25 protein-coding genes are annotated in these 25,243 nt (G+C 38.3%); 19 read left to right on the forward strand and 6 right to left on the reverse strand.

Translation table 11 applies throughout. From position 1 onward, the window contains the following. The first annotated feature begins 54 nt into the window (after positions 1-54). The 5 genes from Q0093_RS02590 to Q0093_RS02610 all read left to right on the forward strand — a co-directional run bounded on the left by Q0093_RS02590 (position 55) and on the right by Q0093_RS02610 (position 3,698). Positions 55-339 carry a hypothetical protein gene (locus Q0093_RS02590; protein WP_294176191.1) on the forward strand — a complete coding sequence of 95 codons (285 nt, stop codon included), beginning with the start codon at positions 55-57 and terminating at the stop codon, positions 337-339. Between the two features lie 5 nt (positions 340-344). Next, positions 345-890, forward strand: a complete 546-nt coding sequence (locus tag Q0093_RS02595) for a lysophospholipid acyltransferase family protein (protein WP_297928336.1) — start codon at positions 345-347, stop codon at positions 888-890. Positions 891-1,099: 209 nt separating this feature from the next. Next, a complete protein-coding gene (locus Q0093_RS02600) occupies positions 1,100-1,882 on the forward strand; it encodes a nitrilase family protein (RefSeq protein WP_297928337.1) in 783 nt (260 codons plus the stop codon). A 200-nt stretch (positions 1,883-2,082) separates the two neighbouring features. Next, positions 2,083-2,880 carry an META domain-containing protein gene (locus Q0093_RS02605; protein WP_294176195.1) on the forward strand — a complete coding sequence of 266 codons (798 nt, stop codon included), beginning with the start codon at positions 2,083-2,085 and terminating at the stop codon, positions 2,878-2,880. A gap of 95 nt (positions 2,881-2,975) precedes the next feature. Beyond that, a complete protein-coding gene (locus Q0093_RS02610; RefSeq protein WP_297928338.1) occupies positions 2,976-3,698 on the forward strand; it encodes a TIGR02757 family protein in 723 nt (240 codons plus the stop codon). Between the two features lie 15 nt (positions 3,699-3,713). On the opposite strand, the gene Q0093_RS02615 is transcribed toward Q0093_RS02610, so the two are convergent. Next, positions 3,714-4,160, reverse strand: coding sequence for an N-acetyltransferase (locus tag Q0093_RS02615; RefSeq protein ID WP_294176233.1), 447 nt, complete (start codon positions 4,158-4,160; stop codon positions 3,714-3,716). A gap of 14 nt (positions 4,161-4,174) precedes the next feature. Next, positions 4,175-4,333, reverse strand: coding sequence for a YqaE/Pmp3 family membrane protein (locus tag Q0093_RS02620; protein WP_294176197.1), 159 nt, complete (start codon positions 4,331-4,333; stop codon positions 4,175-4,177). A gap of 113 nt (positions 4,334-4,446) precedes the next feature. On the opposite strand from Q0093_RS02620, the gene Q0093_RS02625 reads away from it, so the two are divergent. Together Q0093_RS02625 and Q0093_RS02630 are read left to right on the forward strand one after the other, a co-directional pair. Further along, complete coding sequence (locus tag Q0093_RS02625; protein ID WP_294176198.1) at positions 4,447-4,761, forward strand: TIGR04076 family protein; 315 nt, start codon at positions 4,447-4,449, stop codon at positions 4,759-4,761. A 44-nt stretch (positions 4,762-4,805) separates the two neighbouring features. Next, complete coding sequence (locus tag Q0093_RS02630) at positions 4,806-5,855, forward strand: alcohol dehydrogenase (RefSeq protein ID WP_297928339.1); 1,050 nt, start codon at positions 4,806-4,808, stop codon at positions 5,853-5,855. A gap of 78 nt (positions 5,856-5,933) precedes the next feature. Here the strand turns inward: Q0093_RS02630 and glmM are convergent, their stop codons facing one another. From glmM to Q0093_RS02645, 3 genes are all read right to left on the reverse strand, one after another. Continuing rightward, positions 5,934-7,325, reverse strand: a complete 1,392-nt coding sequence (gene glmM, locus Q0093_RS02635) for a phosphoglucosamine mutase (RefSeq protein ID WP_297928340.1) — start codon at positions 7,323-7,325, stop codon at positions 5,934-5,936. A 26-nt stretch (positions 7,326-7,351) separates the two neighbouring features. Next, positions 7,352-7,930 carry a DUF4827 domain-containing protein gene (locus Q0093_RS02640; protein WP_294176201.1) on the reverse strand — a complete coding sequence of 193 codons (579 nt, stop codon included), beginning with the start codon at positions 7,928-7,930 and terminating at the stop codon, positions 7,352-7,354. A gap of 118 nt (positions 7,931-8,048) precedes the next feature. Next, complete coding sequence (locus tag Q0093_RS02645; RefSeq protein ID WP_297928341.1) at positions 8,049-9,077, reverse strand: bifunctional oligoribonuclease/PAP phosphatase NrnA; 1,029 nt, start codon at positions 9,075-9,077, stop codon at positions 8,049-8,051. A gap of 178 nt (positions 9,078-9,255) precedes the next feature. Here Q0093_RS02645 and Q0093_RS02650 point away from each other — a divergent pair, with 178 nt between their 5' ends. Both Q0093_RS02650 and mazG read left to right on the forward strand, forming a co-directional pair. Continuing rightward, positions 9,256-11,202 (forward strand): thioredoxin family protein, encoded by a 1,947-nt coding sequence (locus Q0093_RS02650; RefSeq protein WP_297928342.1) that lies wholly within the window; start codon positions 9,256-9,258, stop codon positions 11,200-11,202. Further along, on the forward strand, positions 11,199-11,990 hold the full coding sequence (gene mazG, locus Q0093_RS02655; RefSeq protein WP_297928343.1) for a nucleoside triphosphate pyrophosphohydrolase: 792 nt from the start codon (positions 11,199-11,201) through the stop codon (positions 11,988-11,990). The genes Q0093_RS02650 and mazG overlap by 4 nt, the downstream gene beginning before the upstream one ends. A gap of 1 nt (position 11,991) precedes the next feature. Here mazG and Q0093_RS02660 read toward each other — a convergent pair whose 3' ends face one another. Then, on the reverse strand, positions 11,992-12,741 hold the full coding sequence (locus tag Q0093_RS02660; protein WP_297928344.1) for an RNA methyltransferase: 750 nt from the start codon (positions 12,739-12,741) through the stop codon (positions 11,992-11,994). A 212-nt stretch (positions 12,742-12,953) separates the two neighbouring features. On the opposite strand from Q0093_RS02660, the gene nfo reads away from it, so the two are divergent. The 10 genes from nfo to Q0093_RS02710 all read left to right on the forward strand — a co-directional run bounded on the left by nfo (position 12,954) and on the right by Q0093_RS02710 (position 25,167). Then, positions 12,954-13,793 carry a deoxyribonuclease IV gene (nfo, locus tag Q0093_RS02665; RefSeq protein ID WP_294176210.1) on the forward strand — a complete coding sequence of 280 codons (840 nt, stop codon included), beginning with the start codon at positions 12,954-12,956 and terminating at the stop codon, positions 13,791-13,793. 163 nt (positions 13,794-13,956) lie between these two features. Beyond that, positions 13,957-14,385 carry a dCMP deaminase family protein gene (locus Q0093_RS02670; RefSeq protein ID WP_031258503.1) on the forward strand — a complete coding sequence of 143 codons (429 nt, stop codon included), beginning with the start codon at positions 13,957-13,959 and terminating at the stop codon, positions 14,383-14,385. Between the two features lie 64 nt (positions 14,386-14,449). Further along, complete coding sequence (locus Q0093_RS02675; protein ID WP_297928345.1) at positions 14,450-16,084, forward strand: S41 family peptidase; 1,635 nt, start codon at positions 14,450-14,452, stop codon at positions 16,082-16,084. Between the two features lie 12 nt (positions 16,085-16,096). Further along, on the forward strand, positions 16,097-16,636 hold the full coding sequence (locus tag Q0093_RS02680) for a 5-formyltetrahydrofolate cyclo-ligase (protein WP_294176219.1): 540 nt from the start codon (positions 16,097-16,099) through the stop codon (positions 16,634-16,636). Between the two features lie 36 nt (positions 16,637-16,672). Then, a complete protein-coding gene (locus Q0093_RS02685) occupies positions 16,673-17,380 on the forward strand; it encodes a helix-turn-helix transcriptional regulator (RefSeq protein ID WP_297928346.1) in 708 nt (235 codons plus the stop codon). 15 nt (positions 17,381-17,395) lie between these two features. Next, entirely contained in the window at positions 17,396-17,974 is a 579-nt protein-coding gene (locus tag Q0093_RS02690) for a response regulator transcription factor (RefSeq protein WP_294176224.1), read from the forward strand. Positions 17,975-18,004: 30 nt separating this feature from the next. After that, the gene (locus Q0093_RS02695) at positions 18,005-20,812 is read left to right on the forward strand and encodes a pitrilysin family protein (protein WP_297928347.1); all 2,808 of its coding nucleotides are present in this window, start codon (positions 18,005-18,007) and stop codon (positions 20,810-20,812) included. A gap of 186 nt (positions 20,813-20,998) precedes the next feature. Further along, a complete protein-coding gene (locus Q0093_RS02700) occupies positions 20,999-23,434 on the forward strand; it encodes a glycoside hydrolase family 95 protein (protein WP_297928348.1) in 2,436 nt (811 codons plus the stop codon). A 382-nt stretch (positions 23,435-23,816) separates the two neighbouring features. Beyond that, entirely contained in the window at positions 23,817-24,044 is a 228-nt protein-coding gene (locus Q0093_RS02705) for a ferredoxin family protein (protein ID WP_009319353.1), read from the forward strand. Positions 24,045-24,087: 43 nt separating this feature from the next. After that, complete coding sequence (locus Q0093_RS02710) at positions 24,088-25,167, forward strand: 3-methyl-2-oxobutanoate dehydrogenase subunit VorB (RefSeq protein WP_297305324.1); 1,080 nt, start codon at positions 24,088-24,090, stop codon at positions 25,165-25,167. Positions 25,168-25,243 lie beyond the last annotated feature (76 nt).

Here is a 25,243-nt window from a genome sequence, read left to right on the forward strand (position 1 = left end):
CGACCTTATAAAAAATAGTTATATTTGTCGGTATAACCGCTAAAATAAAAAGTTATGGCAAATAAAAGAGAACTAAAAAAAGAGATCAATTTCATCTCGAATGAACTCATTGCAGAATGTCTGTTCAACAAACTATATATAAAGAATAGCGATCCTCAAAAAATAGACGAATTACTATCAAAAATTATCGACTGCCAAGACGATTTTTTGCGTCGTGCAAATACTCCCGATGGTAAAGAAAACCCTAAATTGGTAAAAAAATATTACAAGAGTCTGATACAGTCTTTCGACAATAAAATCGGTGAAATATTAAAAGATTTAAGTGAACTGAGCAAATAAGAAAGATGAGAAAAAGGGTATACCGTTTCATTTTACACCTATTGGGTTGGAAAGTAGAAGTTTCAGTTCCCGATTATCCTAAATGTGTAATTTGCGTAGCTCCGCATACCAGCAATACCGATTTTTTTCTCGGGAAACTGGCATATCTTTCGATCGGAAGACATGCAGGATTTTTAATAAAAAAAGACTGGTTCTTTTTCCCTTTGAATATTATACTCCGGTCTATGGGGGGCATTCCCGTAGATCGGAGTAAACATTCTGACCTGATCGATCAGATCGTCGACGAATTCAACAAACACGAACATTTCAACATCGCCATTACCCCAGAGGCAACAAGAAAAAGAAATCCGGATTGGAAAAAAGGATTTTATTTTATCGCTCTGAAGGCAAATGTACCTATCGTACTGGCATACATCGATTATAAAGAAAAATCTATCGGGCTGAAAAAAACATTCATCCCTACCGGAGACTTTGAAAAAGATCTGATCGAGATTAAACAGTTTTATAAAAATTACCACGCCAAATATCCCGATCTGTTTGCAATAGAATAAAAAGTCTTTTTACAACTTTTTCTCAGGACCCGTTTGCATTTGCCAGATAACCGGCTATTCTCCTCATAAAATCAGAAAAACATCCTCGAAAAAAACTCTCAAAACTAACCCGAGTAAAATCCAGACAGGCTCTAAAATCGTTCAAGTTCTCTCAAAATTACTTTTAGTCCGAAATAACATTTAAACATGTTCCCTAAATTCCAATATGTATGAATGATCTTCGCATAACATCAATACAAACAGATATTATCTGGGAAAATAAAGAAGCAAACCTAAACAAACAACAAATAACACTCCAAAAGCTAAAAGGGACAACTGATCTTGTCGTTTTCCCGGAAATGTTTACTACCGGATTCTCAATGGATAGCCCAAACCTTGCCGAACCTGAAAATGGAGAAACAATCTCCAGATTAAAATATTATGCCGAAATCTACGAACTCGCCCTTACCGGAAGTTTTATTTGCAGTCGAAATGGCAAATTCTATAACCGAGGATTTTTTATAAAACCCGATAACGAAATTTCATTTTACGATAAAAGACATCTGTTCCGCATGGGAAAGGAAAATCAGAGTTTTTCCGCAGGACAGCAACAAACCATCATTTCTTATCAAGATTGGAATATTTGTTTATCGATATGTTACGATTTACGTTTCCCGATATGGTTGCGCAATAATAATACTCGCTATGATCTATTGATTGTATCGGCATGCTGGCCACAACCTCGTATCTCGGTATGGGATATACTGTTACGAGCCCGAGCAATAGAAAACCAAGCATATATTTGCGGCGTAAATCGCATAGGATATGACCCTTCAGGAAGATATTATCCCGGACACTCGGCCGTTATAGATCCGAAAGGCGAAATTATTCAATCGACACCAGAAGGAAAAGAAACATGCATCACGACAACCTTATCGGCAGAGAAACTTACAACATTCAGACAAAAATTTCCTGTATTACAAGATGCAGATTCATTCTCCATACATATTTGAAATCATCTATAAGAAAGTTTTAAAAGATTTATGTACTTTTGTAGGCAATAGATTGTTTGATATTAGAGCCTGTCATCTAAATTATTTGATAAAAGTCCGGATAATAATTTTTTATCGAAAATTTTAAACAAGCCCTGATATACTGATACAAATAACTTTATACACTCTTATGGTTTCAACAATATAAAACTTAACGAAAAATGAAAAAATGGATGTACGTAGCAACTACTGTCGCCCTCTGCGGAACAATCTCATGTAGTTCAAAAAAAGAAAGCAAATCGACACAATCTTATACAACTTCTACCGAGTTGCTATCGGGGAATTGGAACATCATTTCCGTTGATGGGAAAAAAATCGTCAGTGAAGAACCGGCATTTCTTGCATTCGATCTCAAAGAAAAAAGAATGCACGGAAATAACGGATGTAATATTATCAACGGAGAATTAATAGTCGGCGATGACGGTTCTTTCCGCTTAGATAAAGTAATCAGTACAATGAGAGCCTGTATGGGAGAGAATCCGGAACGTCAAATTATGGAAGCCCTTAATAATACGGCATCTTTTAAAATAGAGTCTGATAAATACCTCAAATTGTACAATGCCAATAATAAAGAATTGATATCTTTGAAAAGACAACCATTTTCTGAGCTTGAAGGGACATGGAATGTTACTTTAATAAACGAAAAGCCTCTTACCGATGACCAGAAACCTTTTATTACTTTCAACACAAAAGATCGGAAAATCACAGGAAATGCAGGTTGTAATCGTATGAACGGACAGATAACGACAGATAATGCTAATGAATATTTTATCTCTTTAGGACAGATTGCAACTACTCGTATGGCATGCCCGGGAAATACAGAACCTACACTCCTAAAAGCTTTAGAAAATGTAAAATCATTCAAATTATTACCGGATAAGAATGGTAAAAAATATGCAGGCCTTTGTGATTCTCAAGGAAAAACAATCGTCACACTCGAAAAAAGCAGCGATCAATAAAAAATACTTTGATATATCATTTGCCCGGTAATCTGTTCTGGATTATCGGGCTATTTATTAAACATAAAGCCTGAATGCATAAATATATAAAATCTATGAACTCCAAAAACATACAACAACTAAAAGAGTGGGCAACCGAATATAATCGGGATAAATTCATATATTCCGATCCGATACAATTTCCACACAGATACTCTGATACAAAAGATATAGAGATAAGTGCTTTTCTTACAGCATGGATCTCTTACGGTAATCGAAAATGTATCATTACTAAGGCTGAAGAATTAGATCGTATGTTTGATGGTTCGCCTCTACACTTTATTCTGAATAATAAATATTCCGGCTATCAAGACAACTATAATAGTTTCTATCGCTTTTTTAAATATCACGATCTGTATGAAATTTGCGAACGAATGCATTATTGTTACCAAAAATTCGGCTCATTAGAATCTGCATTAAAATCGGCTTCCGGGCATACTCTTGTTCAACGAATACAAAATCTTTTTATCGATATAAACGGAATTCCGAAACCGGAAGGGAACTCGGCTTGCAAACGAATTTGCATGTTTTTGCGCTGGATGATCCGACAAGATAAAACCGTAGATTTCGGAATCTGGGAAAGTTTTTCTCCATCAGAACTGATAATTCCTCTCGACACACACGTACATCAAATCGCAAAAAAATGCGGTATAACCAAAAGATCGACACCAGACATCAAAACAGCTATGGAAATAACCGACTTTATGAAACAAATTTTTCCTGAAGATCCCTGTCTCGGGGACTTTGCACTCTTCGGATACGGAATAAACAACAAATAATATCCCGAGAAAAAATCATAATTCTTTTTTTAAATAAACCATATCTACCAATTGCTTCCCCTCCTCAAATATCAGATGATCATAATGATCTGTAAAAAAGCCGGGAAGACGATGAGAACGCATAAAACCACAATGTTCATAAAAAGATATAGTCGAAAAAGTATCTCCCGTCCCTACGAGCATAACCCGATAAGATTTTTTATAACGCTCCAATAAGAAATCTATCAAACGTCTGCCATATCCTTGTCGTTGATATTGAGGAAGAACTGCGATATTTTTTATTTCACAAACATTATCTCCTTCATCGGTAACAACACATGCCGCTACCGGAATCTCTTTTTTATAAAAGACAAACATCTCCCCTCTTTCCAAATAGCGGTCTATCATAGATTCCTGCTCATCGGCAAGCAACAACAGATCAAGAAATCGTTTTTTATCTTCGGTAATGCGAACAATCATTATGTATCAATATTGTATCAGCTTTCTGATTTATTCAAAATAACCAAAGCTCCTATTACTCCGGGAACCCACCCTACCATCGTAAGAATAAATACGATAAGGACAGAACCACAACCTTTATCCAACACTGCAAGCGGTGGAAAGAAAATAGAAAGAAGTACTCTACCCAACGACATATTCTTGTTATTTATACATTAGCTGATTACAAAGATAATTAATAGAAACAACATTATATAATCTCTCATTTGATTTCATTATCTTTATGGCACAAAATATAGACAATACTTTCATGAAAAAATGTAAGATCACTGTTATGCGAACGGCCTGCTATCACGATCTAATGGCTAAATATGAAAATTTTATCGAACATGCATGCGATATGAAAGAAGGACAAATATTTATTGCTAATGGCTGGGAAAAACCTGATGGTATGTGCGAAAGTGCTTGGCAAAGCATGTCGCCTTTCGTGATGACTTTAGCTCATGGCGGAAGTAATTTTTATAATGGATGGATGAAAAATAAAAAATCGGCCATGATCTCATGTAATGACGGATTTCGCCCGGTAAGTTTCTTGATCGAAACTTTGGATGAAGATGCAGAATAATTTACTGATAAATATAATAAAAAGAACACTTTAAGAAAAACATCATGCTTGCATATACCTATATTGAACATGGAAAATTCAAACTACTGGAAAAACCGAGACCAGAAATAAGAGATTCCCGCGATGCAATCATCCGTGTGACTCTTAGCAGTATTTGCACCAGTGATCTACATATCAAACACGGAAGTGTACCACGTGCAATACCCGGTATAACTGTCGGACATGAAATGGTAGGCGTTGTTGAACAAATAGGTACTGACGTATTATCGGTTAAACCCGGTGACAGAGTCACGGTAAATGTTGAAACTTTCTGCGGTGAATGTTTCTTCTGCCGTCACGGATATGTTAACAACTGTACCGACCCCAATGGGGGTTGGGCTTTGGGATGCCGTATCGATGGAGGTCAAGCCGAATATGTCAGAGTACCTTTTGCTGATCAAGGCTTGAATCGTATCCCCGATACAGTCAGCGATGAACAGGCGTTATTCGTCGGAGATATTCTTGCCACAGGCTTTTGGGCAACCCGTATTTCAGAAATCTCCGAAGAAGATACAGTGCTCATTATTGGAGCCGGTCCTACCGGAATTTGTACGCTGCTCTGTACAATGTTAAAAAAACCGCAACGTATCATCGTTTGCGAAAAATCCCCTGACAGGATTCATTTTGTCCGTGAACATTATCCTGATATTCTAATTACAGAACCGGAAAATTGTAAAAACTTCGTTCTTCAAAACAGCAATCACGGGGGAGCAGATGTCGTATTGGAGGTAGCAGGCAGTGAAGATACTTTTCGTCTGGCATGGGAATGTGCCCGTCCCAATGCCACCGTCACGATCGTAGCACTCTATGATAAACCGCAAACACTGCCTTTACCTTATATGTACGGAAAAAATCTGACTTTTAAGACAGGAGGAGTGGACGGATGCGACTGTGCCGAGATTCTTACTTTGATAGAAAAAGGGAGAATAGATACAACCCCGCTTATTACCCACCGATTTCCTTTGACCGAAATAGAAAAAGCTTACCATATTTTTGAAAATCGGGAAGATGGAGTTATTAAAGTGGCAATATCCGGTAAGACGGGAACTAACTAATAAAGTATCGAGAATAGGCCGTCTCAGAATTCTATTTTGAGACGGCCTATTCTCGATACTTTATCTAAATTTCAAAGCTTATTTTTTCGCCATTTCTTCAATTACAGCCATAACCTCGGCGGCTGTTTCCTCCGCCAACTCAGGAGTTTTCGCTTCGGCATAAACCCGAATAATAGGTTCGGTATTCGATTTGCGCAGATGTACCCATTTATCAGGGAAATCTATCTTCACACCGTCGATATCCGTTACCTCATATTGTGCATATTTCTCTTTCACGGCCTTTAACAAGGCATCCACATCGATATCCGGAGTCAACTGCACTTTTTGTTTAGCAATACTATAAGGCGGATAAGTAGCACGTAAGGCACTAACCGATTTTTTCTCTTTTGCCAGATGAGTCAAGAACAATGCAATACCTACTAAAGCATCCCGACCGTAGTGACTTGCCGGATAAATAACTCCACCATTTCCTTCTCCACCGATTACAGCACCGGTTTCTTTCATTTTGGTTACGACATTCACCTCTCCTACGGCAGCAGCACTATATTGTTGACCATAAGAACGGGTCACATCCCGTAAAGCTCTGGAAGAACTCAGATTCGATACCGTATTACCGGGAGTATGTTTTAAGATGTAGTCGGCAACCGCAACTAAGGTATATTCTTCGCCGAACATATCTCCGTTTTCACAAATAATAGCCAAACGATCGACATCCGGATCAACAACAAAACCGACGTCTGCACCCCCTCTTTTCATCAAAGAAGAAATTTCGGTAAGATGTGCAGGCAGAGGCTCGGGATTATGGGGGAATTGCCCGTTCGGGTCACAATATAATTTTTCAACTTTTTTTACGCCTAAAGCCTCCAACAATGCCGGAATAGCAATTCCTCCGACAGAATTGACACAATCTACGGCGACAGTGAAACCTGCGGCTTTAATGGCATCGACATCCACCAAATCCAAAGCAAGGACACTATCTATATGTCTCTGTGTATATGTGAAATTTTCGGTAACTTTACCTAAATGATCTACATCCGCAAACAAAAAATCCTCTTTCGCTGCGATTTCAAGAACCTGATTGCCTTCTGCCGCATTCAGAAATTCACCTTTCTCATTCAACAACTTCAATGCATTCCACTGTTTAGGATTATGGCTCGCCGTCAAAATAATCCCGCCGCAAGCATTTTCCATCGTTACAGCTAATTCGGTTGTCGGAGTTGTTGCCAGGCCGATGTTCACAACATCAAAGCCCATACCCATCAAAGTACCGACCACACAATAGTTAACCATTTCTCCCGAAATACGGGCATCACGACCTACTACTATTTTATTTGTATTTACCGATGTCGTCTTGCGGATCAATGTCGCATAGGCCGCCGTAAATTTAACGATATCGAGGGGATTCAGACCTTCTCCGGCCTTACCGCCGATAGTACCTCGAATACCTGAAATCGATTTAATTAATGACATAATTGAAATTTTTATAGTTAGGGTTATTATTGTTCACTCAATGAATACTCAATAAGATATAAATATGGAATAACAGACGAAATAGACTCGGTAAATCCCATTTTTGAAGGAACGATAACCTTTACAACAGCTTTATTTCCTACGTACTGCAATGGGTACTCTATGCCAAGACCGTAGGTTGTGGAAGATGATGTCGTAACCGTGTTATAATTGAAGTAATAATCATCGATATTTTCATAATAAAAATTACCCACAGCATCGGCACTTCCCGTAGAAGCAAGAGTATTTAAGTTTTGTCGTAAAAAACGGAAATAAACTTTATCGCCTTTTTGTATAGAAGTACCATTCCCTTTCGAAATGATCTGCATATAAACACCATCTTCAAGCCTGTAATATGGAGCATCAGAACTTTCTCTATCACCATTCGTAGTCTCCAGATCATCAAGATTTGCAGGAATATCGGCAACCCTGTAACCTTTTAGATATTTATCGATAGAATCTTGTTCTTCTTGCAATAACTCAGCGTAAGTTTTATCATCTTTACAAGAAGTCCCTATAAACAGGAATCCGCAAAGAAGCATAATCAATATAAGCTTTTGTTTCATTTAATCTATTTTTATTTAGTAAGAATTCTCCTGTTACAATATATACCTGATATATATTAATCGGTTCAAAAATAACGAATTCGTAGAATAAGCAATCTATATAAGACAATAAAAAAATTTAATCTTTCAAATATCGGACATAAAGAGGCAACAATTTACGAAAACACTCCTGCGCCTCTTCCATCGTTCCGAAAAACTCTCCACCGGAAGCATTCAAATGACCACCGCCGTTAAAATGCTCAGCTGCAATTTTATTTACAGGAAACGCCCCCTTCGAGCGCAACGAAACTTTAATAAAGCCCGTCTCTTCTCTAAAAAATACCGAACATACAATATTTTCTATACTTAAAGGAACATTTACCAAACCTTCGCTATCGCCTTTCCGGTAATGATAACGATTCAGTTCTTCCCGTGTCAGAGAAATCATCGCAGCACGGTATTCCGGAAAAATCTCCATTTTCTGACTCACAGCATATCCGTTCAATCGAAGTTTATCGACTGAATTCGTATTGCAGACTTTCGCATATATTTTATCTTTATCTATACCTTTTTTTACCAACTCTTCTATAATGAAATAGATATCGGACTTATTGGAATTATAAGTAAAATTTCCCGTGTCGGTCATCATTCCCGTATAAATCGCTGTTGCACATTGAACATTCAAGTCATCAAACATTCCCATACGACAAATCAGACGAAATACCAATTCACATGTAGATGATATTTCGGGATGAGAAATCGTTACATTACAAAACTGTTCAGGATCGAGATGATGGTCGACCATGATTTTTTTCGCACCGACATTCTTAATCGCCAACTCCATCGCATCAATGCGCTTCAAGGCATTAAAATCAAGACAAAAAATCAGATCTGCTTTCTGTATTAATTCTTTTGCAAAATCGGTATAACGGCTATATATCAAAATATCCTTAGCTCCCGGTAAGAACAACAAATTATCAGGCAAAGCATCCGGAACTATGACCGTAGCATCTTTATCTATCGCAGATAAAAAATGATATAAACCTAAAGTAGAACCAACGGCATCACCATCGGGAGAAACATGACAAACAATCACGATATGATCAGCTTCGTCAATCAGCTTGTTTACCTGAGCAATTTGAGACTCAGGTATTATCTTCGACATCATATATTCTAAAATTTAAGAAACAAAATTAGAAAAAAATCCTCAATCAGATACGGTTTTATTCGACAAGTTGCAAATCCTTCTTATTTTTATCGCTTTTCTGCCGATTAAAACGAAAAATAGACTATTACCATATACTTTTATGAAGTATCTTTGTGATTTGATTTCAATATACACAAATATGAAAAAGATCATCGTTCTACTGGTATCCTTTTTAATAACCGGCATTTATGCCCTACCGCAAAAAGCTGAACCGGTCAAATGGGATACCCAAATTAACAGTACGGAAAAAGAAGGTTTCAGAGAGATCGTATTTTCAGCCCATATATCAGGAGAATGGCATCTTTTCGGGATACAACTTCCCGAAGGCGGTCCCCACTCCACAGTTTTCATATTTGACAAAATCGAAGGGGCGGTTTTATCCGGAAATATACATGAAATCAATCGTCCCATAGAAGAATATAACCCATTATTCGAAATGAATCTCAAATGGTACAATCATTCTGCCCGATTTATACAAGGAATCGAAATAATACCCGGTAGTGAAAAAATCTTAATCGAAGGACATATCGAATATCAAGCATGCAATAATGTCACATGCTTGCCTCCCACCCGCTATAATTTCACATTAGAAGAAACGATCAACGAAACTTTACAAAATTCGGAAACGTCTGCCTCATCTGCAATTGCCCCAAAACACGAACGGCTCAATAAGGCTTATCTGAATATGTGGAAACCCGTAAAGCGACAAATGGAGGAATTCGGAGAAAGTCCTGCCAGTACTGAAATCAGCTATCGCAAAGCTTACGTAAATGGATTCAAAGGTGGCCTTTTATCTTTGTTGACACCTTGTCTATGGCCTATGATATTGATGAGCATATATAGTTTTCAGCAGCAAAGGACATCGCGCAGAAGATCTTTGTTTCGCATATTGTTATATAGCATTACCCTACTAATCGTATTTCCGCTCTGCGGAATTTTACTCAGCTCAATATTCGGAATTCAAATCTTTTATCAGTTTACAACAAACCTAATATCTAATTTATTTCTGTTCATTCTGTTTGTCATATTGGCTGCATTTTTACTCGGAGCATTCCAGTCTTCAATAATCAGTAAGAAAAAAGCTGTCGGTAATTTTATCGGATTATCGATTCTAACAGTTTTATTATCACTCTCTTGTACAGGCTCTTATATCGGATCATATCTTACACAAGCAGCTTCGTTACATCCGATTTTAGGACCATTTCTGACTTTAAACGGATTCGTTTCCGCTTTTGTTCTTCCGGTCGCAATCATTCTTATTTTCACAACATGGAATCTGGCGACACCTAAACAAGCTCATCGCCTGCTGTTGCTTAACCGGATTACAGGATTTTTTATTTTGGCCTATTCCCTGACTTTTTTATCCATTGCCGATCTTATATATGGCAAACATTTATTAAACCGGGAAATCTTTCTTGTTTTATGGATAATTATTTTCTCATTTTTAGGAATATATCTTATCGGGAAATTGAAATTTACCCATGATCAAGAAACTCCGGCTATCAGTGTCGGACGTTTTTTCCTCGCCATATTGACTTTTAGTTTTACATTGTACATGGTTCCCGGACTTCTGGGAGCTCCACTGAAAGAAATAGGAGCTTTAGTCCCTCCTCTTTATGCACAAGATTTCAATCTCTATACAAAAGATTTCGATAATCATTTCGATAGTTACGATGAAGGCATGGAATATGCTAAAAGTTCAGAGAAACCTGTATTACTGGAATTTTCCGGATACGGTTGTGCGGAAAGTCGAAAAATGGAAGCTTCGGTATGGACTTATCCCCGCATTAAACATCTGCTCGACCAAGAATTCGTCGTCATACGACTAATGGTAGATGATAAAACCAAACTTCCGGAAACAGAAATAATCTCTATCGACGGGAAACCGACGGAAATTACGACTTTCGGAGAAAAATGGCTGGCTTTGCAACAGATAAAATTCAGAAGCGAATCCCAACCTTACCAAGTAATTCTTACTCCCAAAGGCGACCCTTTAAGTTCTGCATACGGCTATAGTATCGATATAAAACAATATATAAATTTCTTAAATAACGGACTGATCCGTTTTAAACAACAATCAAAATGACAAAACATAGCAAAGAAGAAAAAATGGCGGCATTCGGTCGCTTTCTGGATATTCTGGATGAATTAAGAGAAAAATGTCCATGGGACAAAAAACAAACTAATGAAAGTTTACGAACAAATACGATAGAAGAAACTTATGAATTATGCGATGCAATCATAAAAAACGATATCGACGGCATTCGTAAAGAGCTGGGAGATGTTTTATTACATATCGCATTTTATGCGAAAATAGCCGAAGAAAAAGAGCAATTCGACATAGCCGACGTATGTCATTCGTTATGCGATAAACTGATTTACAGACACCCTCACGTGTTCGGGAACATCGATGCCACAACTTCTAATCAAGTAGAACAAAATTGGGAACAGCTAAAGCTAAAAGAAAAAGGCGGAAATAAGACCGTTCTTGAAGGAGTTCCGTCAGCTCTTCCGGCAATGGTCAAAGCTCATCGTATTCAAGACAAAGCGAGAAATGTCGGGTTTGACTGGGAAGAACGCAATCAAGTATGGGAAAAAGTAAAAGAAGAGTTTCAAGAGCTCCAAGCCGAAATTGAAAACATGGAAACGGATAAAATGGAAGCAGAATTCGGAGACTTGTTATTCAGTATCATCAATGCAGGACGTTTATATAAAATCAATCCGGAAAATGCTCTGGAACGCACCAATCAAAAATTTATACACCGTTTCAATTATCTCGAACAACAGACAATTCAACAAGGACGCAACTTAAAAGACATGACTTTGGCCGAAATGGATGCGATTTGGGATGAAGCTAAGAAAAAAGGCTTATAATTTATCGCATACGACGACGGAATTCTGCACAAACGACCGCGGTCGCAACCGCGACATTAAGAGATTCCGTCGTTTCTCTTCCTTGCGGATAATTAGGAATAAAAAGACGTTTTGAAATATAGCGTTCTAAATTTCCAGATATGCCTTTCCCTTCATTTCCCATCACAATAATTCCATGTGAAGTCAACTCCGACTTATATATATCTTCACCATTCAAGAATGTTCCATAAACCGGAATCTTTACCTTTTCAAAAAGATCCTTAAGATCGACATAGCACACCTTCACTCTCGCCAAAGCTCCCATCGTTGCCTGTACGGTTTTAGGATTATAGACATCTGCACAACCTAAAGAACAAAAAACATTTTCGATGCCATACCAATCTGCCAAACGTATAATCGTTCCCATATTACCGGGATCTTGTACCATATCTAAGGCGATAGAAAGACGTTCAGCCAAACATTCGAAATTTATAGAATAATCAGGAATACGATAAACGGCAATTACGTCTTGAGGAGTCTTCAGCAATGATGCCTTTTTAATCTCTTCCGAAGATACTTCGATAATTTCTTCTGCCTTCAACTCCGAATGTCCCTCAAGCCAAGAAGCCGTTGCAACCAATAATCGGCAATCAAAGCTTCGCATCGTATCATTTACCAATTTATTTCCTTCAGCAACAAAACATCCGGTCTCCTGACGAGTTTTTTTCAGCTCAAGAGAGTGTATAAACTTTATTTTATTTTTGCTCAACATATCGGACACATACGAAATAATAAGCGATTTTCAATCACTTTTTAATAACCCGAACGAAATTCAAACAGGCTATAAAAATACATTCATGTTATTTATCGTTTCAAAGATAAAGAATCTTTTTCCATTTCTGAATGAAAATAGCATAGAAGGCTTCAATATCCGATAGAAAAGTGTAAATTTGTATTTATTATCAAACTTAAAACTCGAGATTTATGAAATATATAGGAGCACACGTAAGCGCATCGGGAGGTGTAGAAAATGCACCAGAAAACGCATTTAAGATAGGAGCTACGGCATTTGCCTTATTTACAAAAAATCAAAGGCAATGGAAATCATCTCCACTTTCTAAAGAGAGTATAGACTTATTTCGTGAACGATGCGAAAAATATAACTATACAGCAGCACAAATATTACCTCATGATAGTTATTTGATTAATCTCGGACATCCTACAAACGAAGGAATTGAAAAATCAAGAGAAGCCTTCCTCGATGAAATGCAACGTTGCGAACAGTTAGGATTGCGACTGCTGAATTTTCATCCGGGAAGCCACTTGAAAGAAATATCGCTCGAAACGTGTCTCGACCGCATTGCAGAATCTATCAATATTGCATTGGATGCGACACACGATGTAACGGCCGTTATAGAAAATACAGCCGGACAAGGATCTAATGTCGGTTATGCATTCGAGCATCTCGCCTATATTATAGATAAAGTAGAAGACAAAAGCCGTGTCGGCGTATGTATAGATACGTGCCATACCATAGCCGGAGGGTATGACCTCACAACCGAAGAAAGTTATGAAGCGACTTTCCGAAAATTTGATGAAATCATCGGATTCGAATATTTGAGGGGAATGCATCTCAACGATTCTAAAAAAGGATTGGGATCTCATGTGGACAGGCACGACAGCTTAGGAAAAGGCATTCTTGGGAAAGAATTGTTCCGCCGAATCATGCAAGACCCTCGAATGGATAATATTCCGCTGATTCTCGAAACTCCTGATGAATCGATTTGGGCGGAAGAAATTCAATGGCTAAAAGAACAAATATAAAAAATCATTCAAAACCGATAAGATCATATAATATTTCAAAAAGAATAAACTGATATACCACAAAATTTCGGTTTATTTAAGAGAAAAAAAATGATATATAGCTGAAAAGAGGTACATTTGCATAAAATTGGTGGAAATATATCCGGATTTTAACATAGAAAGGATGAACTCGGAAGATAAACAATTAACATTGGACAAACGTTATATACGTATGGCTCTCATCTGGGCAGAAAATTCATATTGCAAACGCAGAAAAGTCGGAGCCCTCATCGTTAAAGAAAAAATGATAATATCGGACGGATATAACGGCACTCCTGCAGGATTTGAAAACGTTTGCGAAGATGAAAACGACCGTACATACCCATACGTTTTACATGCCGAAGCAAATGCAATTACGAAAGTCGCTCGATCGAACAATAGCAGTGACGGAGCAACTCTATATGTCACATCTTCACCATGCATAGAATGTGCCAAACTGATCATCCAATCCGGAATACGCCGAGTCGTTTTTTCAGAATATTATAGACTGAATGACGGAATAGACCTCTTAAAAAAAGCCGGAATAGAAGTTGATTTTGTTGAGGTCAAATAGTGAAACCGACATTAAAAGCAGACTCTTAAATTAATATATAGAAGTTTTACAGGTAATATCGATTATGAAGAAAAAAACCGCAATCTGGCTTCCTTTTATCATTGCAATAAGCATTGTTTTGGGAATTTGCATAGGACGTTTTTACCATCAAGCCAGTACAATAGGTTCCCGTATTTTTGCAAAACAGAATAAAATAGAAACTCTATTGAGCATCATCCAAAGTCAATATGTCGATACAGTAAATATCAACAAGCTGGTAGAAAACGCAATGCCTAAAATTATCGGAGAATTAGATCCTCATTCTGCATATATTCCAGCCAAAGACCTGCTCAGCGTAAATGAAGAACTGGAGGGAAGCTTCAGCGGTATCGGCATACAATTCAGTGTATTGAACGATACGATTACGGTAGTCAGTGTCATACCCGGCGGACCATCAGAAAAAGCGGGGATTCTCCCGGGAGACCGAATTGTTACGATCAACGATACGGTTTTTGTGGGTAAAAGCGTAGAACCCATGGTCAAAGTAATGAAGAAGCTAAGAGGTCTAAAAGACTCTAAAGTAGATTTGGGTGTAAAACGTTCATCGGCAAAGAAACTGCTTACTTTTACCATTACTCGAGGTGACATTCCAGTCAATAGCGTAGATGTATCATTCAAAATAAATGACAAAACAGGATATTTGAAGATCAGTAAATTCGGGCGTAATACTTACAATGAATTTATGAATGCTTTGGCTAAATTGCGAAAGGAAGGTGCTGACCGATATATTATCGATTTACGGGGCAATACAGGAGGATACATGGACGCCGCAATTAAAATGGTTAATGAGTTTCTTCCCAAAGACCAATTGATCGTATATACCGAAGGAAAGGCTTTTCCCCGCAGTGAAGGAAACGAAGCCTACTCGGACGGGACAGGGGCTTTTCAAAATAATCAAATGGTCGTACTTATGGATGAATGGTCTGCATCGGCAAGCGAAATTTTTGCGGGAGCAATTCAAGATAACGACCGCGGCACGATAGTAGGAAGACGTTCGTTCGGGAAAGGATTAGTACAGCAACAGATTCCTTTTTCCGATGGATCGGCCATACGCCTGACCATCGCCAGATATTATACCCCTTCCGGAAGATCGATACAGAAAGAGTATAAGATGGGGGACATAGAAGATTATAATCAAGATTTGATGAACCGTTTCTTGCATGGAGAATTCGATACCAAAGACAGTATCAAATTAAATGATTCTCTAAGTTACGAAACTCGAAACGGACGCATCGTATATGGCGGAGGCGGTATTATGCCGGACATATTCGTACCCCGAGATACAATCGGTGTCACGTCCTATCTGAACAATGTCGTAAATAACGGTATTATTTATCAGTTCGCTTTGGAATATACGAATAAACACAGAAAAGAACTATCTCAATTTAAAGATTACGGAAGTCTATTGCAATATTTGAAACGGGAACCGTTACTCGATGAGTTTGTCGCATATGCCGCATCAAAAGGCGTAAAACCTCGTCCGGTATATATCAATATCTCCCGAAAAATAATAAATAACCAACTACATGCCTATATAGCCCGAAATTTATTGGGAGATGAAGCATTTTATCCGATATTGATGCTGGAAGATAAAACATTTTTAAAAGCGGTAGATATTCTTGACGAAAATAAAGGTTTTCCGGAAATACCTAATAAATAAAGATATAAAGTCATGTGCAAGAAGTCTGACATCAGAATGAGCATAAAAGACCTAAAAAAAAGTATAACGACAGAAGATCGAATTCGATTTTCAGAACAAATCAGATGTCGTATCGAACAGTTGCCGGAATTTAAACAGGCAAAAACAATTCTTTTATATCATTCTCTACCGGATGAAGTCGATACGTCTTCTTTTCTGAGACTATGGAAAGAAGATAAACGCCTCTTACTTCCGGCTGTAAAAGGAAATAATCTGATAATTTGCAATTATCATCCGGAAAAACTCAAAACAGGAAGTTACGGAATTATCGAGCCTCAAGGAGACAGAATTGCCGATCTTTCGGTTATAGATATGATCATTATCCCGGGAGTTGCTTTCGACAAAAAACGTAATCGGCTGGGACGAGGTAAAGGATATTACGACAGGTTATTATCACAAGTTGCAGCATGCAAAATAGGGATCTGTTACGATTGTCAGATTACAGACTTTTTGCCTGTAGAAAAACATGATATTCCGATGGACTATATAATTACAGAATCGGAAATCATATAATGGTATGAATATTTAAACTTTCTAATAATAAAGAATATGCCTTTAGTATATGCAGACATGAAACTCTGCGACATCATATTGCACGAACCGACATTGATACCCGTATTAAACCGGTTCGGGATTACGTTAGGTATAGGTGATAAAAGCGTCCGTTCGGTTTGTGAAGAAAATTCTCTTGATACGGATTTCTTTCTCACAATACTAAATACATTCATCAACGAAGAGTTTTTCCCGGAAAACAGGTTAAAAACGTTTTGCGCGACTCAAATAGTAGATTATCTGACAAAAACCAACATTTATTATGAATGCTTTCAGTTACCTAATATAGAGAGACATTTCAACTCGCTTATTCAGCACAGCGGGACTTCGGGGAATAACCTCGAACTGATACACCAATTTTTTCTGAAAGTGAAAAATGAGTTATTGATCCGTATCGAACACGACCGGACTACATGGTTTCCCGAAATAAAACTATTGTCTGAAAAAATAGGGAATCAACGTCCCGATGGAATAAAACTTCCGACAAAAGGCTCTGACGAACAAGATTCATTAGAAGAAAAACTTCACGATCTCTCCAGTCTGTTCGTCATGCATTTGTCCGGAACGATAGATCCGAATCTCTGCTATGGGGTAATTTTCGCAATTTATACTCTTGAAAAAGATATAAAACAACATAACCGCATTCGTAACAGAATTTTATCACCGATGAATGAAGCTATGAAACGAGGAAAAAACGACAATTAAAACCAATCAGGCTGAATGTTACATAATAAAGATATTGCGATTATTTCTCCTGTCACATTGATCAATATCGGATTGAAACAAATTCTAACCGATTATTTTTCTGCCGGGAACATCACGGTATATACCGATGCAGGATATTTTTTATCAGAATCTCCGGAGAAATATGACCTATACTTCACATTCCCGGACACATTTCTGCTTCATTATGATTTTTTTCTCCCGCGTAAAGGGAAAACCATTCTGCTCACAGACTGTTCTTATCCGCAAACGGACTTTTCCAATATAGAATACCAGCTTTGCATACGCTCGGAACAAAACTCTCTGATAGAACAATTACAAAACCTGATCGAACGCACATGTCAAAAATTTTCGAACGAAAGTCAGGAAGAACTATCTCCCAGAGAAATAGAAGTATTACAGCTCATAGCACAAGGATTTCTTAACAAAGAGATTGCAGACCGACTCAATATCAGTATCAACACGGTTTTGAGCCACAGAAAAAACATCACAGCCAAATTGGGAATAAAAAGTGTATCCGGACTCAGTTTTTATGCTATGATGAACGGATATGTTTCCTCTGCTGAAATTGAATAAACGAAAATAATTAATTTAAATAAGAAAGTAATGAAATTACGCAGTGTAACAACAATTATTTTATCGACAGTATTCGGGCTGCTAACGTACGCCCAACAAATGGCACCTCTGCCTATCGACCCGAAAGTTAAATATGGGAAACTGGACAACGGGCTGACCTATTATATCCGCCATAACGCATTTCCTAAAAATAGAGCCGAATTTTATATCGCACAAAACGTCGGTTCGATATTAGAAAACGACAGCCAAAGAGGTCTTGCTCATTTTCTGGAACACATGGCTTTTAACGGAAGTAAAAATTTTCCGGGCAAGTCAATGTTGAATTACTTAGAATCGAATGGAGTAAAATTCGGAACGGATGTAAACGCATATACATCATTCGACGAGACGGTTTACAACATATCGAATGTTCCTGTAAACCGTGAAGGTATCGTTGATTCATGTCTGCTCATCTTACACGACTGGTCTAATGCCATCGCCTTGGAAGACAAAGAAATCGATGAAGAACGGGGAGTAATTAGAGAAGAATGGAGAACCCGAACCAACGCCAACATGCGTATTCTCGAAAAACTTATTCCACAGATATTCGCAGGTAGCCAATATGCCAACCGCATGCCTATCGGAACGATGGACATCGTCATGAACTTTCCTTACCAAACATTAAAAGATTATTATCATAAATGGTATCGTCCCGACTTACAAGGAATTATTATTGTAGGAGATATAGATGCAGATAAAACAGAAAAAAAACTGAAAGAAATTTTCAACACCATTCCCAAACCGGAAAATGCCGCTGAACGAATCTACTATACTGTCCCCGACAATAAAGAACCGATTATAGCCATTGCAAAAGATAAAGAAGCTACAGGTAGTCAAGTGACCGTATATTACAAACACAAACCTATGACCAAAGAGCTGAAAGCTACTATTGCAGGTATTGCCGGTATTTACCTTAAATCGGTCACTTCAATGATGCTGAACGATCGTCTAAAAGAAATATCAGAAAAGCAGAATGCACCTTTTATGTCCGCATACAGTTATGACGCAAACTTTATTGTTTCCAAAACAATGGACGCATTTACGACTATGGCTGTCAGCAAAGAAGGAGAAACTCAAAAAGCACTTAAGGCTCTTCTTCAAGAAACCGAACGCGTAAATCGATTCGGGTTTACTGAATCGGAATATGAACGGGCAAAAGCTAATTTGTTGAGTATGATCGAGAGTATGTATAAAGAAAGAGAAAAGCAGAAAAACAGCTCTTATGTAGAAGAATATGTCAGCCATTTTACCGACGGAGGATCGATATGCGGTATCGAAACCGACTATATGCTTTTAAATAAAGTTGCTGCTTCTACCAGTATCGAACAGGTAAACAAATACATACAAGACCTTATCGGAGAAGAAAATGTCGTAGTTACTATTACCGGACCAGAGAAAGACGGAGTTGCATATCCGTCGGAAACAGAAGTACTGTCTCTTTTAAAAGAGATTAAAAATGAGGATATTCAACCTTATACCGATAAAGTTTCGAATGAACCATTAATCAGTCACGAACCTAAAGCTGGAAGTATAATAAAAACCGCAACCGACAAAAAATTCGGTACAACGATATGGACTTTGTCAAACGGGGCTAAAGTCGTTATCAAACCAACGACATTTAAAGATGATGAAATCTTAATGACCGGTATCAGTAAAGGCGGAAATCTTTTATATGAAGACAAAGATATTCCCAATCTTAAAATATTCAATAATATCATCGATTTGGGAGGCTTAGGAAGCTTTAATAACATAGATCTGAAAAAAGTATTGGCCGGAAAAAATGTTTCTTTGAGTATCGGACTGGATGACCGTTCAGAAATCGTCAACGGAAGCTCCACTCCTAAAGATTTAGCTACATTAATGCAGTTGCTCTATCTCTCATTTACAGATCAACATAAAGATACGGAAGCAATAGAAGCATGGAAAAGCAAAATAAAAGATATGTTGAAAAATGCCAGTGCCAATCCTCGTGCAGCTTTTAAAGATTCTCTTAATGTAGCTTTATATAAAGAAAATCCGAGAAAAATGAGCCTGAAACCTGAAGAAATAGACCAGACCGACTATGACAGAATATTGCAAATATGGAAAGAACGGTTTGGTGACGCTTCAGATTTTACATTTACTTTTGTCGGAAATATCGATGAAAAGGAACTGAAACCGCTGGTAGAAAAATACATTGCGTCCCTACCATCTACATACAGCAAAGAAAAACCGGGTACAGATAAAATAGGAATACGCATGGAAAATTATGACAACCATTTTGAAAAAACCATGCAGACTTTGACCTCAACAGTATATGCAGCGTATGTAGGCAAATGTAAATATTCTTTGGAGAACAACATAAAACTGAATATGTTCGACCAAATTATGGACATTGTTTACACAGCGACCATTCGGGAGGAAGAAGGCGGAACATACGGAGTCGGAACTCAGTCTGTTCTTTCTAAAGAAACAAATACATGGATGTTCCTTTTCGGATTCGACACAAATCCCGAAATGCAAGAGAAACTCCAGAAACGAGCTATTTCTGAATTGGAAAAGACCATAAATGAAGGACCTTCGGAAAAAGACTTCAATAAAGTAAAAGAATACATGCTGAAAAGTCATACGGAAAATCTGCATGAAAATAAATACTGGTTAGGAGCAATCAATACATATAACCAGTACGGTATCGATAATATGTCGGGATTCGAAGATATTGTAAAAAAACAGACTCCGGAAAGTATCCAAAAATTAATGAAAAAGCTATTTTCAAAAGCCGCATTTATTGAAGTTTCGATGAAAGGTATACAAGAATAAGAAACCGTTTAAATTTAAACAGAAAGTTTCCGACATTCTGTAACAAACAGACACACATTTAACGCCATGTTTCATTTTCTGAGACATGGCGTTCTTATTTTCTATTTTTATTCTTAAATTCGCATTTTAGACAGTTTTATCGGACTTATAAGAAAAACACATAACATTTACATAACACACACTATCATGAAAAAGATTTTTCTATCGAGCACTTTTCTAATCATGTGCACTCTTTTTGCAAAAGCCGAAGACCTAAAGTTATGGTACAAACAGCCTGCGATACAATGGGTAGAAGCTTTACCATTAGGAAATTCCCGATTGGGAGCAATGATTTACGGAATTCCGGATAACGAAGAAATTCAACTAAATGAAGAGACTGTATGGGGAGGCGGCCCACACCGCAATGATAATCCGGAAGCAAAGGACATTCTGCCAGAAGTACGACGGCTCATTTTCGAAGGTAAATCAAAAGAGGCCAAACCGATCATGGAGAAAAAATTCAGGACTCCCCGCAACGGAATGCCTTACCAAACCATAGGAAGCTTAAAGTTGCATTTTGACGGACATGAAAATTACACAGATTATTACCGAGACTTAGATTTAAAAAGAGCTGTTGCTACCACTCGTTATAAAGTAAACGGTGTAACCTATACACGAGAGCTATTTACGTCATTTGCCGATAATGTGGTAATCATGCGAATCACCAGTGATAAACAAGGTGCTTTGAATTTTACAGCCGACTATGTATCACCGTTAAAACACACCGTTTCCACTCAAAAAGGTAAATTAATTCTATCAGGAAAAGGTGCTGATCATGAAGGTGTTCCCGGTGTTATCCGACTTGAAAACCAGACATTCATAAAAACGACGGACGGCAAAGTAAAAACTTCGGATAATAAAATTTCAGTTTCCGATGCAACGACTGCTACTATCTATATTTCAGCCGCTACAAACTTTGTCAATTACAACGATGTAAGTGCAAATGAGCATAAACGTGCAGACGCTTATATGAAAGCAGCACTAAAGAAACCTTATGAAAAAGCTTTGGCCGATCACATTGCTTACTACAAAAAGCAATTCGATCGAGTAACATTGGATCTCGGCACGTCTAAAGAGGCACAAGAAGAGACCCATTTACGAGTAAAAAATTTTAAAAACGGGAATGATGTTTCACTCGCCGTTCTAATGTTCCAGTTCGGACGTTATTTACTCATATCTTCATCCCAACCCGGAGGTCAACCGGCAAATCTTCAAGGAATCTGGAACGAAAAATTACAAGCTCCTTGGGACGGTAAATATACGATAAACATCAATACGGAGATGAATTACTGGCCTGCAGAAGTAACTAATCTCAGTGAAACACATGAACCTCTGATCCAAATGGTTAAAGAGCTTTCGGTAAGCGGACAAGAAACTGCAAAAGAGATGTACGGTTGCAACGGATGGGTAACGCATCACAACACAGACTTATGGCGCAGTTGCGGTCCTGTCGACGGCGCAGATTATGTATGGCCTAATGGTGGAGCTTGGCTCTCTCAACACGTCTGGCAACATTATCTTTATACCGGAGATAAGGAATATTTGCAAGATGTTTACCCGGCACTAAAAGGCGTTGCCGATTTCTTCCTCGATTTTTTGACAGAACACCCGACATATAAATGGATGGTAACCGTACCGTCGAGTTCACCGGAACATGGACCGAGAGGTAACGGTAACTCTATCGTAGCCGGTTGCACGATGGATAATCAGATCGCATTCGATGCTCTCTCAAACGCCTTGCAAGCGACTAAAATATTAAATGGTGATGCGGATTACTGCAATAAATTGCAAAATATGATAGATCGCCTTGCTCCTATGCAAATCGGCCAGTATAACCAATTGCAAGAATGGCTTCAAGACGTAGATGATCCCAACAATGACCACCGTCATGTTTCACATCTATACGGTCTATATCCCAGCAATCAAATTTCGCCTTACAATCATCCTGAACTTTTCCAAGCTGCTCGCAACTCTTTAGTTTACAGAGGCGATAAAGCGACAGGCTGGTCTATCGGATGGAAAATTAATTTATGGGCACGTTTGTTAGACGGAAACCACGCCTACAAAATCATACAAAACATGTTGATGCTGGTAGAGAAGGGTAATAATGACGGAAGAACATATCCGAATCTCTTTGATGCACATCCACCTTTCCAAATAGACGGGAACTTCGGATATACGGCCGGTGTAGCCGAAATGTTACTACAAAGTCACGACGGGGCTGTACATTTGTTGCCAGCCTTACCCGATATGTGGCGCAGAGGAAGTGTAAACGGTCTTATGGCACGCGGAGGTTTTGAAGTCAGTATGGACTGGGACGGTGTACAACTTAATAAAGCTCGCATATTATCAAAGCTCGGAGGAAACCTGCGAATTCGCTCTTACGTTCCTTTAAAAGGAGATGGAATAAAGCCGGCCAAGGGTAATAACCCTAACCCCCTTTACCAAACGGCAAACATAAAAACTCCCTTAATTTCTCCGAAAATCAATCCCCAATATCCACTATTATACAAAGTGTATGAATATGATATAATGACAGAACCCGGAAAGACTTACGAAGTAGAGCGGGACGGGAAACATTGATAACGACAACCATTATGAAATGCCGGTACTTTCAAACAAAGAATACCGGCATTTTTTATAAAACTTAAACTACGATATAAGAGCCTGTCATCTAAATTTTCCGATAAAAATATTGTCAGGTCATCTTTGCGTTTTCTTTCGGTCTTTTTTCCCGTTTTCACTCGTCAGATAGCCCGCTATCATCCTCCTAAAAACAGAAAAACATCCTCGAAAGAAACTTTCAAATCTGACCCGAGCAAAATTTACGACAGGCTCTAAGCTGTTACAAATTAACGTGATTAACCGAATATTGAATTTTGTTTATATCGAAAAATCGTTGTTTTCGGAACTATTTTCAAAATAAAAGGCTACATTTGCGTGAATAAAACAAATCTTTTTAAGTATGGCTAAGATAAAAGGTGCTGTTGTAGTGAACAACGAGCGTTGCAAAGGATGCGAACTTTGCGTTGTGGCATGTCCTGCCGACGTGTTGGCTCTCCAGCCGAAAGAGGTAAACGATAAAGGGTATCATTATGCATACATGAAGAATCCCGATAATTGTATCGGATGTGCCAGTTGCGGCTATGTTTGTCCCGATGGATGTATTACCGTATATAAAGTAAAACTATAAACGAGAGTCTCCCACTCTCTTCACGCTAAAATAAGAATAAGATATGACAGAAGATGTAAAATTAATGAAGGGAAACGAGGCAATAGCCCATGCTGCCATACGCTATGGAGCAGACGGATATTTCGGTTACCCTATCACTCCACAATCTGAGATTATGGAGACATTAATGGAATTGAAACCTTGGGAGACTACCGGCATGGTGGTACTTCAAGCAGAAAGCGAAGTAGCTGCAATCAATATGGTTTATGGTGGTGCCGGATGCGGAAAAGCCGTGATGACATCATCTTCAAGTCCGGGAGTCAGTTTGAAACAAGAAGGTATTTCATATATTGCAGGTGCCGAACTTCCCTGCCTTATCGTTAACGTCATGCGAGGAGGCCCCGGTTTAGGAACTATACAACCGAGTCAGGCAGACTATTTCCAAACAGTAAAAGGAGGAGGACACGGAGATTATCGTCTTATTACTTTAGCACCGGCCTCAGTACAGGAAATGGCAGACTTCGTCGCTTTAGGCTTCGATCTGGCTTTTAAATATAATAACCCCGCCATAATTCTTGCAGACGGTATTATCGGTCAAATGATGGAAAAAGTGGTTTTGCCACCTTTCCGTCCACGTCGCACCGAAGAAGAGATACGTAAACAAATGCCATGGGCAACGCAGGGTAAACTTGCCGGACACAAACGGAATGTTATCACATCTCTGGAACTCGACCCGGCTATCATGGAAGAAAACAATATTCGTTTTCAAGCTAAGTACCGTAAAATAGAAGAAGCTGAAGTGCGCTATGAAGAAATCGGTTGCGAAAATGCCGATTATTTAATGGTGGCATTCGGTTCAATGGCTCGCATTTGTCTGAAAACACAAGAAATGGCTCTCGCAGAAGGTATAAAAGTAGGGGTATTACGTCCGATCACATTATGGCCTTTCCCATCGAAAATCATTGCCGAATATGCAAATAAGGTAAAAGGTATGATCTCGGTAGAATTAAATGCCGGGCAAATGGTCGAAGATATACGCTTGGCCGTCAACGGAAAAGTTAAAGTCGAACATTTCGGACGCTTAGGAGGAATCGTTCCTACTCCGGACGAAGTACTCAATGCTCTTAAACAGAAATTGATGTAATCCGGACATTTCCTTTTTACAAAGGATAAAATCGAAACCTTTTTACAAAAGAGTACGAAAGTATTCTTACAGACGA

This window comes from uncultured Coprobacter sp. (assembly GCF_947855755.1).
Lineage (GTDB): Bacteria > Bacteroidota > Bacteroidia > Bacteroidales > Coprobacteraceae > Coprobacter.

What these genes read in the sequence shown, in the direction of transcription:
- Q0093_RS02590 (WP_294176191.1), top strand. Translation starts at nt 55, where the DNA reads ATGGCAAATAAAAGAGAACTAAAAAAAGAGATCAATTTCATCTCGAAT.
- Q0093_RS02595 (WP_297928336.1), top strand. Translation starts at nt 345, where the DNA reads ATGAGAAAAAGGGTATACCGTTTCATTTTACACCTATTGGGTTGGAAA.
- Q0093_RS02600 (WP_297928337.1), top strand. Translation starts at nt 1,100, where the DNA reads ATGAATGATCTTCGCATAACATCAATACAAACAGATATTATCTGGGAA.
- Q0093_RS02605 (WP_294176195.1), top strand. Translation starts at nt 2,083, where the DNA reads ATGAAAAAATGGATGTACGTAGCAACTACTGTCGCCCTCTGCGGAACA.
- Q0093_RS02610 (WP_297928338.1), top strand. Translation starts at nt 2,976, where the DNA reads ATGAACTCCAAAAACATACAACAACTAAAAGAGTGGGCAACCGAATAT.
- Q0093_RS02620 (WP_294176197.1), bottom strand. Translation starts at nt 4,333, where the DNA reads ATGTCGTTGGGTAGAGTACTTCTTTCTATTTTCTTTCCACCGCTTGCA.
- Q0093_RS02625 (WP_294176198.1), top strand. Translation starts at nt 4,447, where the DNA reads ATGAAAAAATGTAAGATCACTGTTATGCGAACGGCCTGCTATCACGAT.
- Q0093_RS02630 (WP_297928339.1), top strand. Translation starts at nt 4,806, where the DNA reads ATGCTTGCATATACCTATATTGAACATGGAAAATTCAAACTACTGGAA.
- glmM (WP_297928340.1), bottom strand. Translation starts at nt 7,325, where the DNA reads ATGTCATTAATTAAATCGATTTCAGGTATTCGAGGTACTATCGGCGGT.
- Q0093_RS02640 (WP_294176201.1), bottom strand. Translation starts at nt 7,930, where the DNA reads ATGAAACAAAAGCTTATATTGATTATGCTTCTTTGCGGATTCCTGTTT.
- Q0093_RS02645 (WP_297928341.1), bottom strand. Translation starts at nt 9,077, where the DNA reads ATGATGTCGAAGATAATACCTGAGTCTCAAATTGCTCAGGTAAACAAG.
- Q0093_RS02650 (WP_297928342.1), top strand. Translation starts at nt 9,256, where the DNA reads ATGAAAAAGATCATCGTTCTACTGGTATCCTTTTTAATAACCGGCATT.
- mazG (WP_297928343.1), top strand. Translation starts at nt 11,199, where the DNA reads ATGACAAAACATAGCAAAGAAGAAAAAATGGCGGCATTCGGTCGCTTT.
- Q0093_RS02660 (WP_297928344.1), bottom strand. Translation starts at nt 12,741, where the DNA reads ATGTTGAGCAAAAATAAAATAAAGTTTATACACTCTCTTGAGCTGAAA.
- nfo (WP_294176210.1), top strand. Translation starts at nt 12,954, where the DNA reads ATGAAATATATAGGAGCACACGTAAGCGCATCGGGAGGTGTAGAAAAT.
- Q0093_RS02670 (WP_031258503.1), top strand. Translation starts at nt 13,957, where the DNA reads ATGAACTCGGAAGATAAACAATTAACATTGGACAAACGTTATATACGT.
- Q0093_RS02675 (WP_297928345.1), top strand. Translation starts at nt 14,450, where the DNA reads ATGAAGAAAAAAACCGCAATCTGGCTTCCTTTTATCATTGCAATAAGC.
- Q0093_RS02680 (WP_294176219.1), top strand. Translation starts at nt 16,097, where the DNA reads ATGTGCAAGAAGTCTGACATCAGAATGAGCATAAAAGACCTAAAAAAA.
- Q0093_RS02685 (WP_297928346.1), top strand. Translation starts at nt 16,673, where the DNA reads ATGCCTTTAGTATATGCAGACATGAAACTCTGCGACATCATATTGCAC.
- Q0093_RS02690 (WP_294176224.1), top strand. Translation starts at nt 17,396, where the DNA reads ATGTTACATAATAAAGATATTGCGATTATTTCTCCTGTCACATTGATC.
- Q0093_RS02695 (WP_297928347.1), top strand. Translation starts at nt 18,005, where the DNA reads ATGAAATTACGCAGTGTAACAACAATTATTTTATCGACAGTATTCGGG.
- Q0093_RS02700 (WP_297928348.1), top strand. Translation starts at nt 20,999, where the DNA reads ATGAAAAAGATTTTTCTATCGAGCACTTTTCTAATCATGTGCACTCTT.
- Q0093_RS02705 (WP_009319353.1), top strand. Translation starts at nt 23,817, where the DNA reads ATGGCTAAGATAAAAGGTGCTGTTGTAGTGAACAACGAGCGTTGCAAA.
- Q0093_RS02710 (WP_297305324.1), top strand. Translation starts at nt 24,088, where the DNA reads ATGACAGAAGATGTAAAATTAATGAAGGGAAACGAGGCAATAGCCCAT.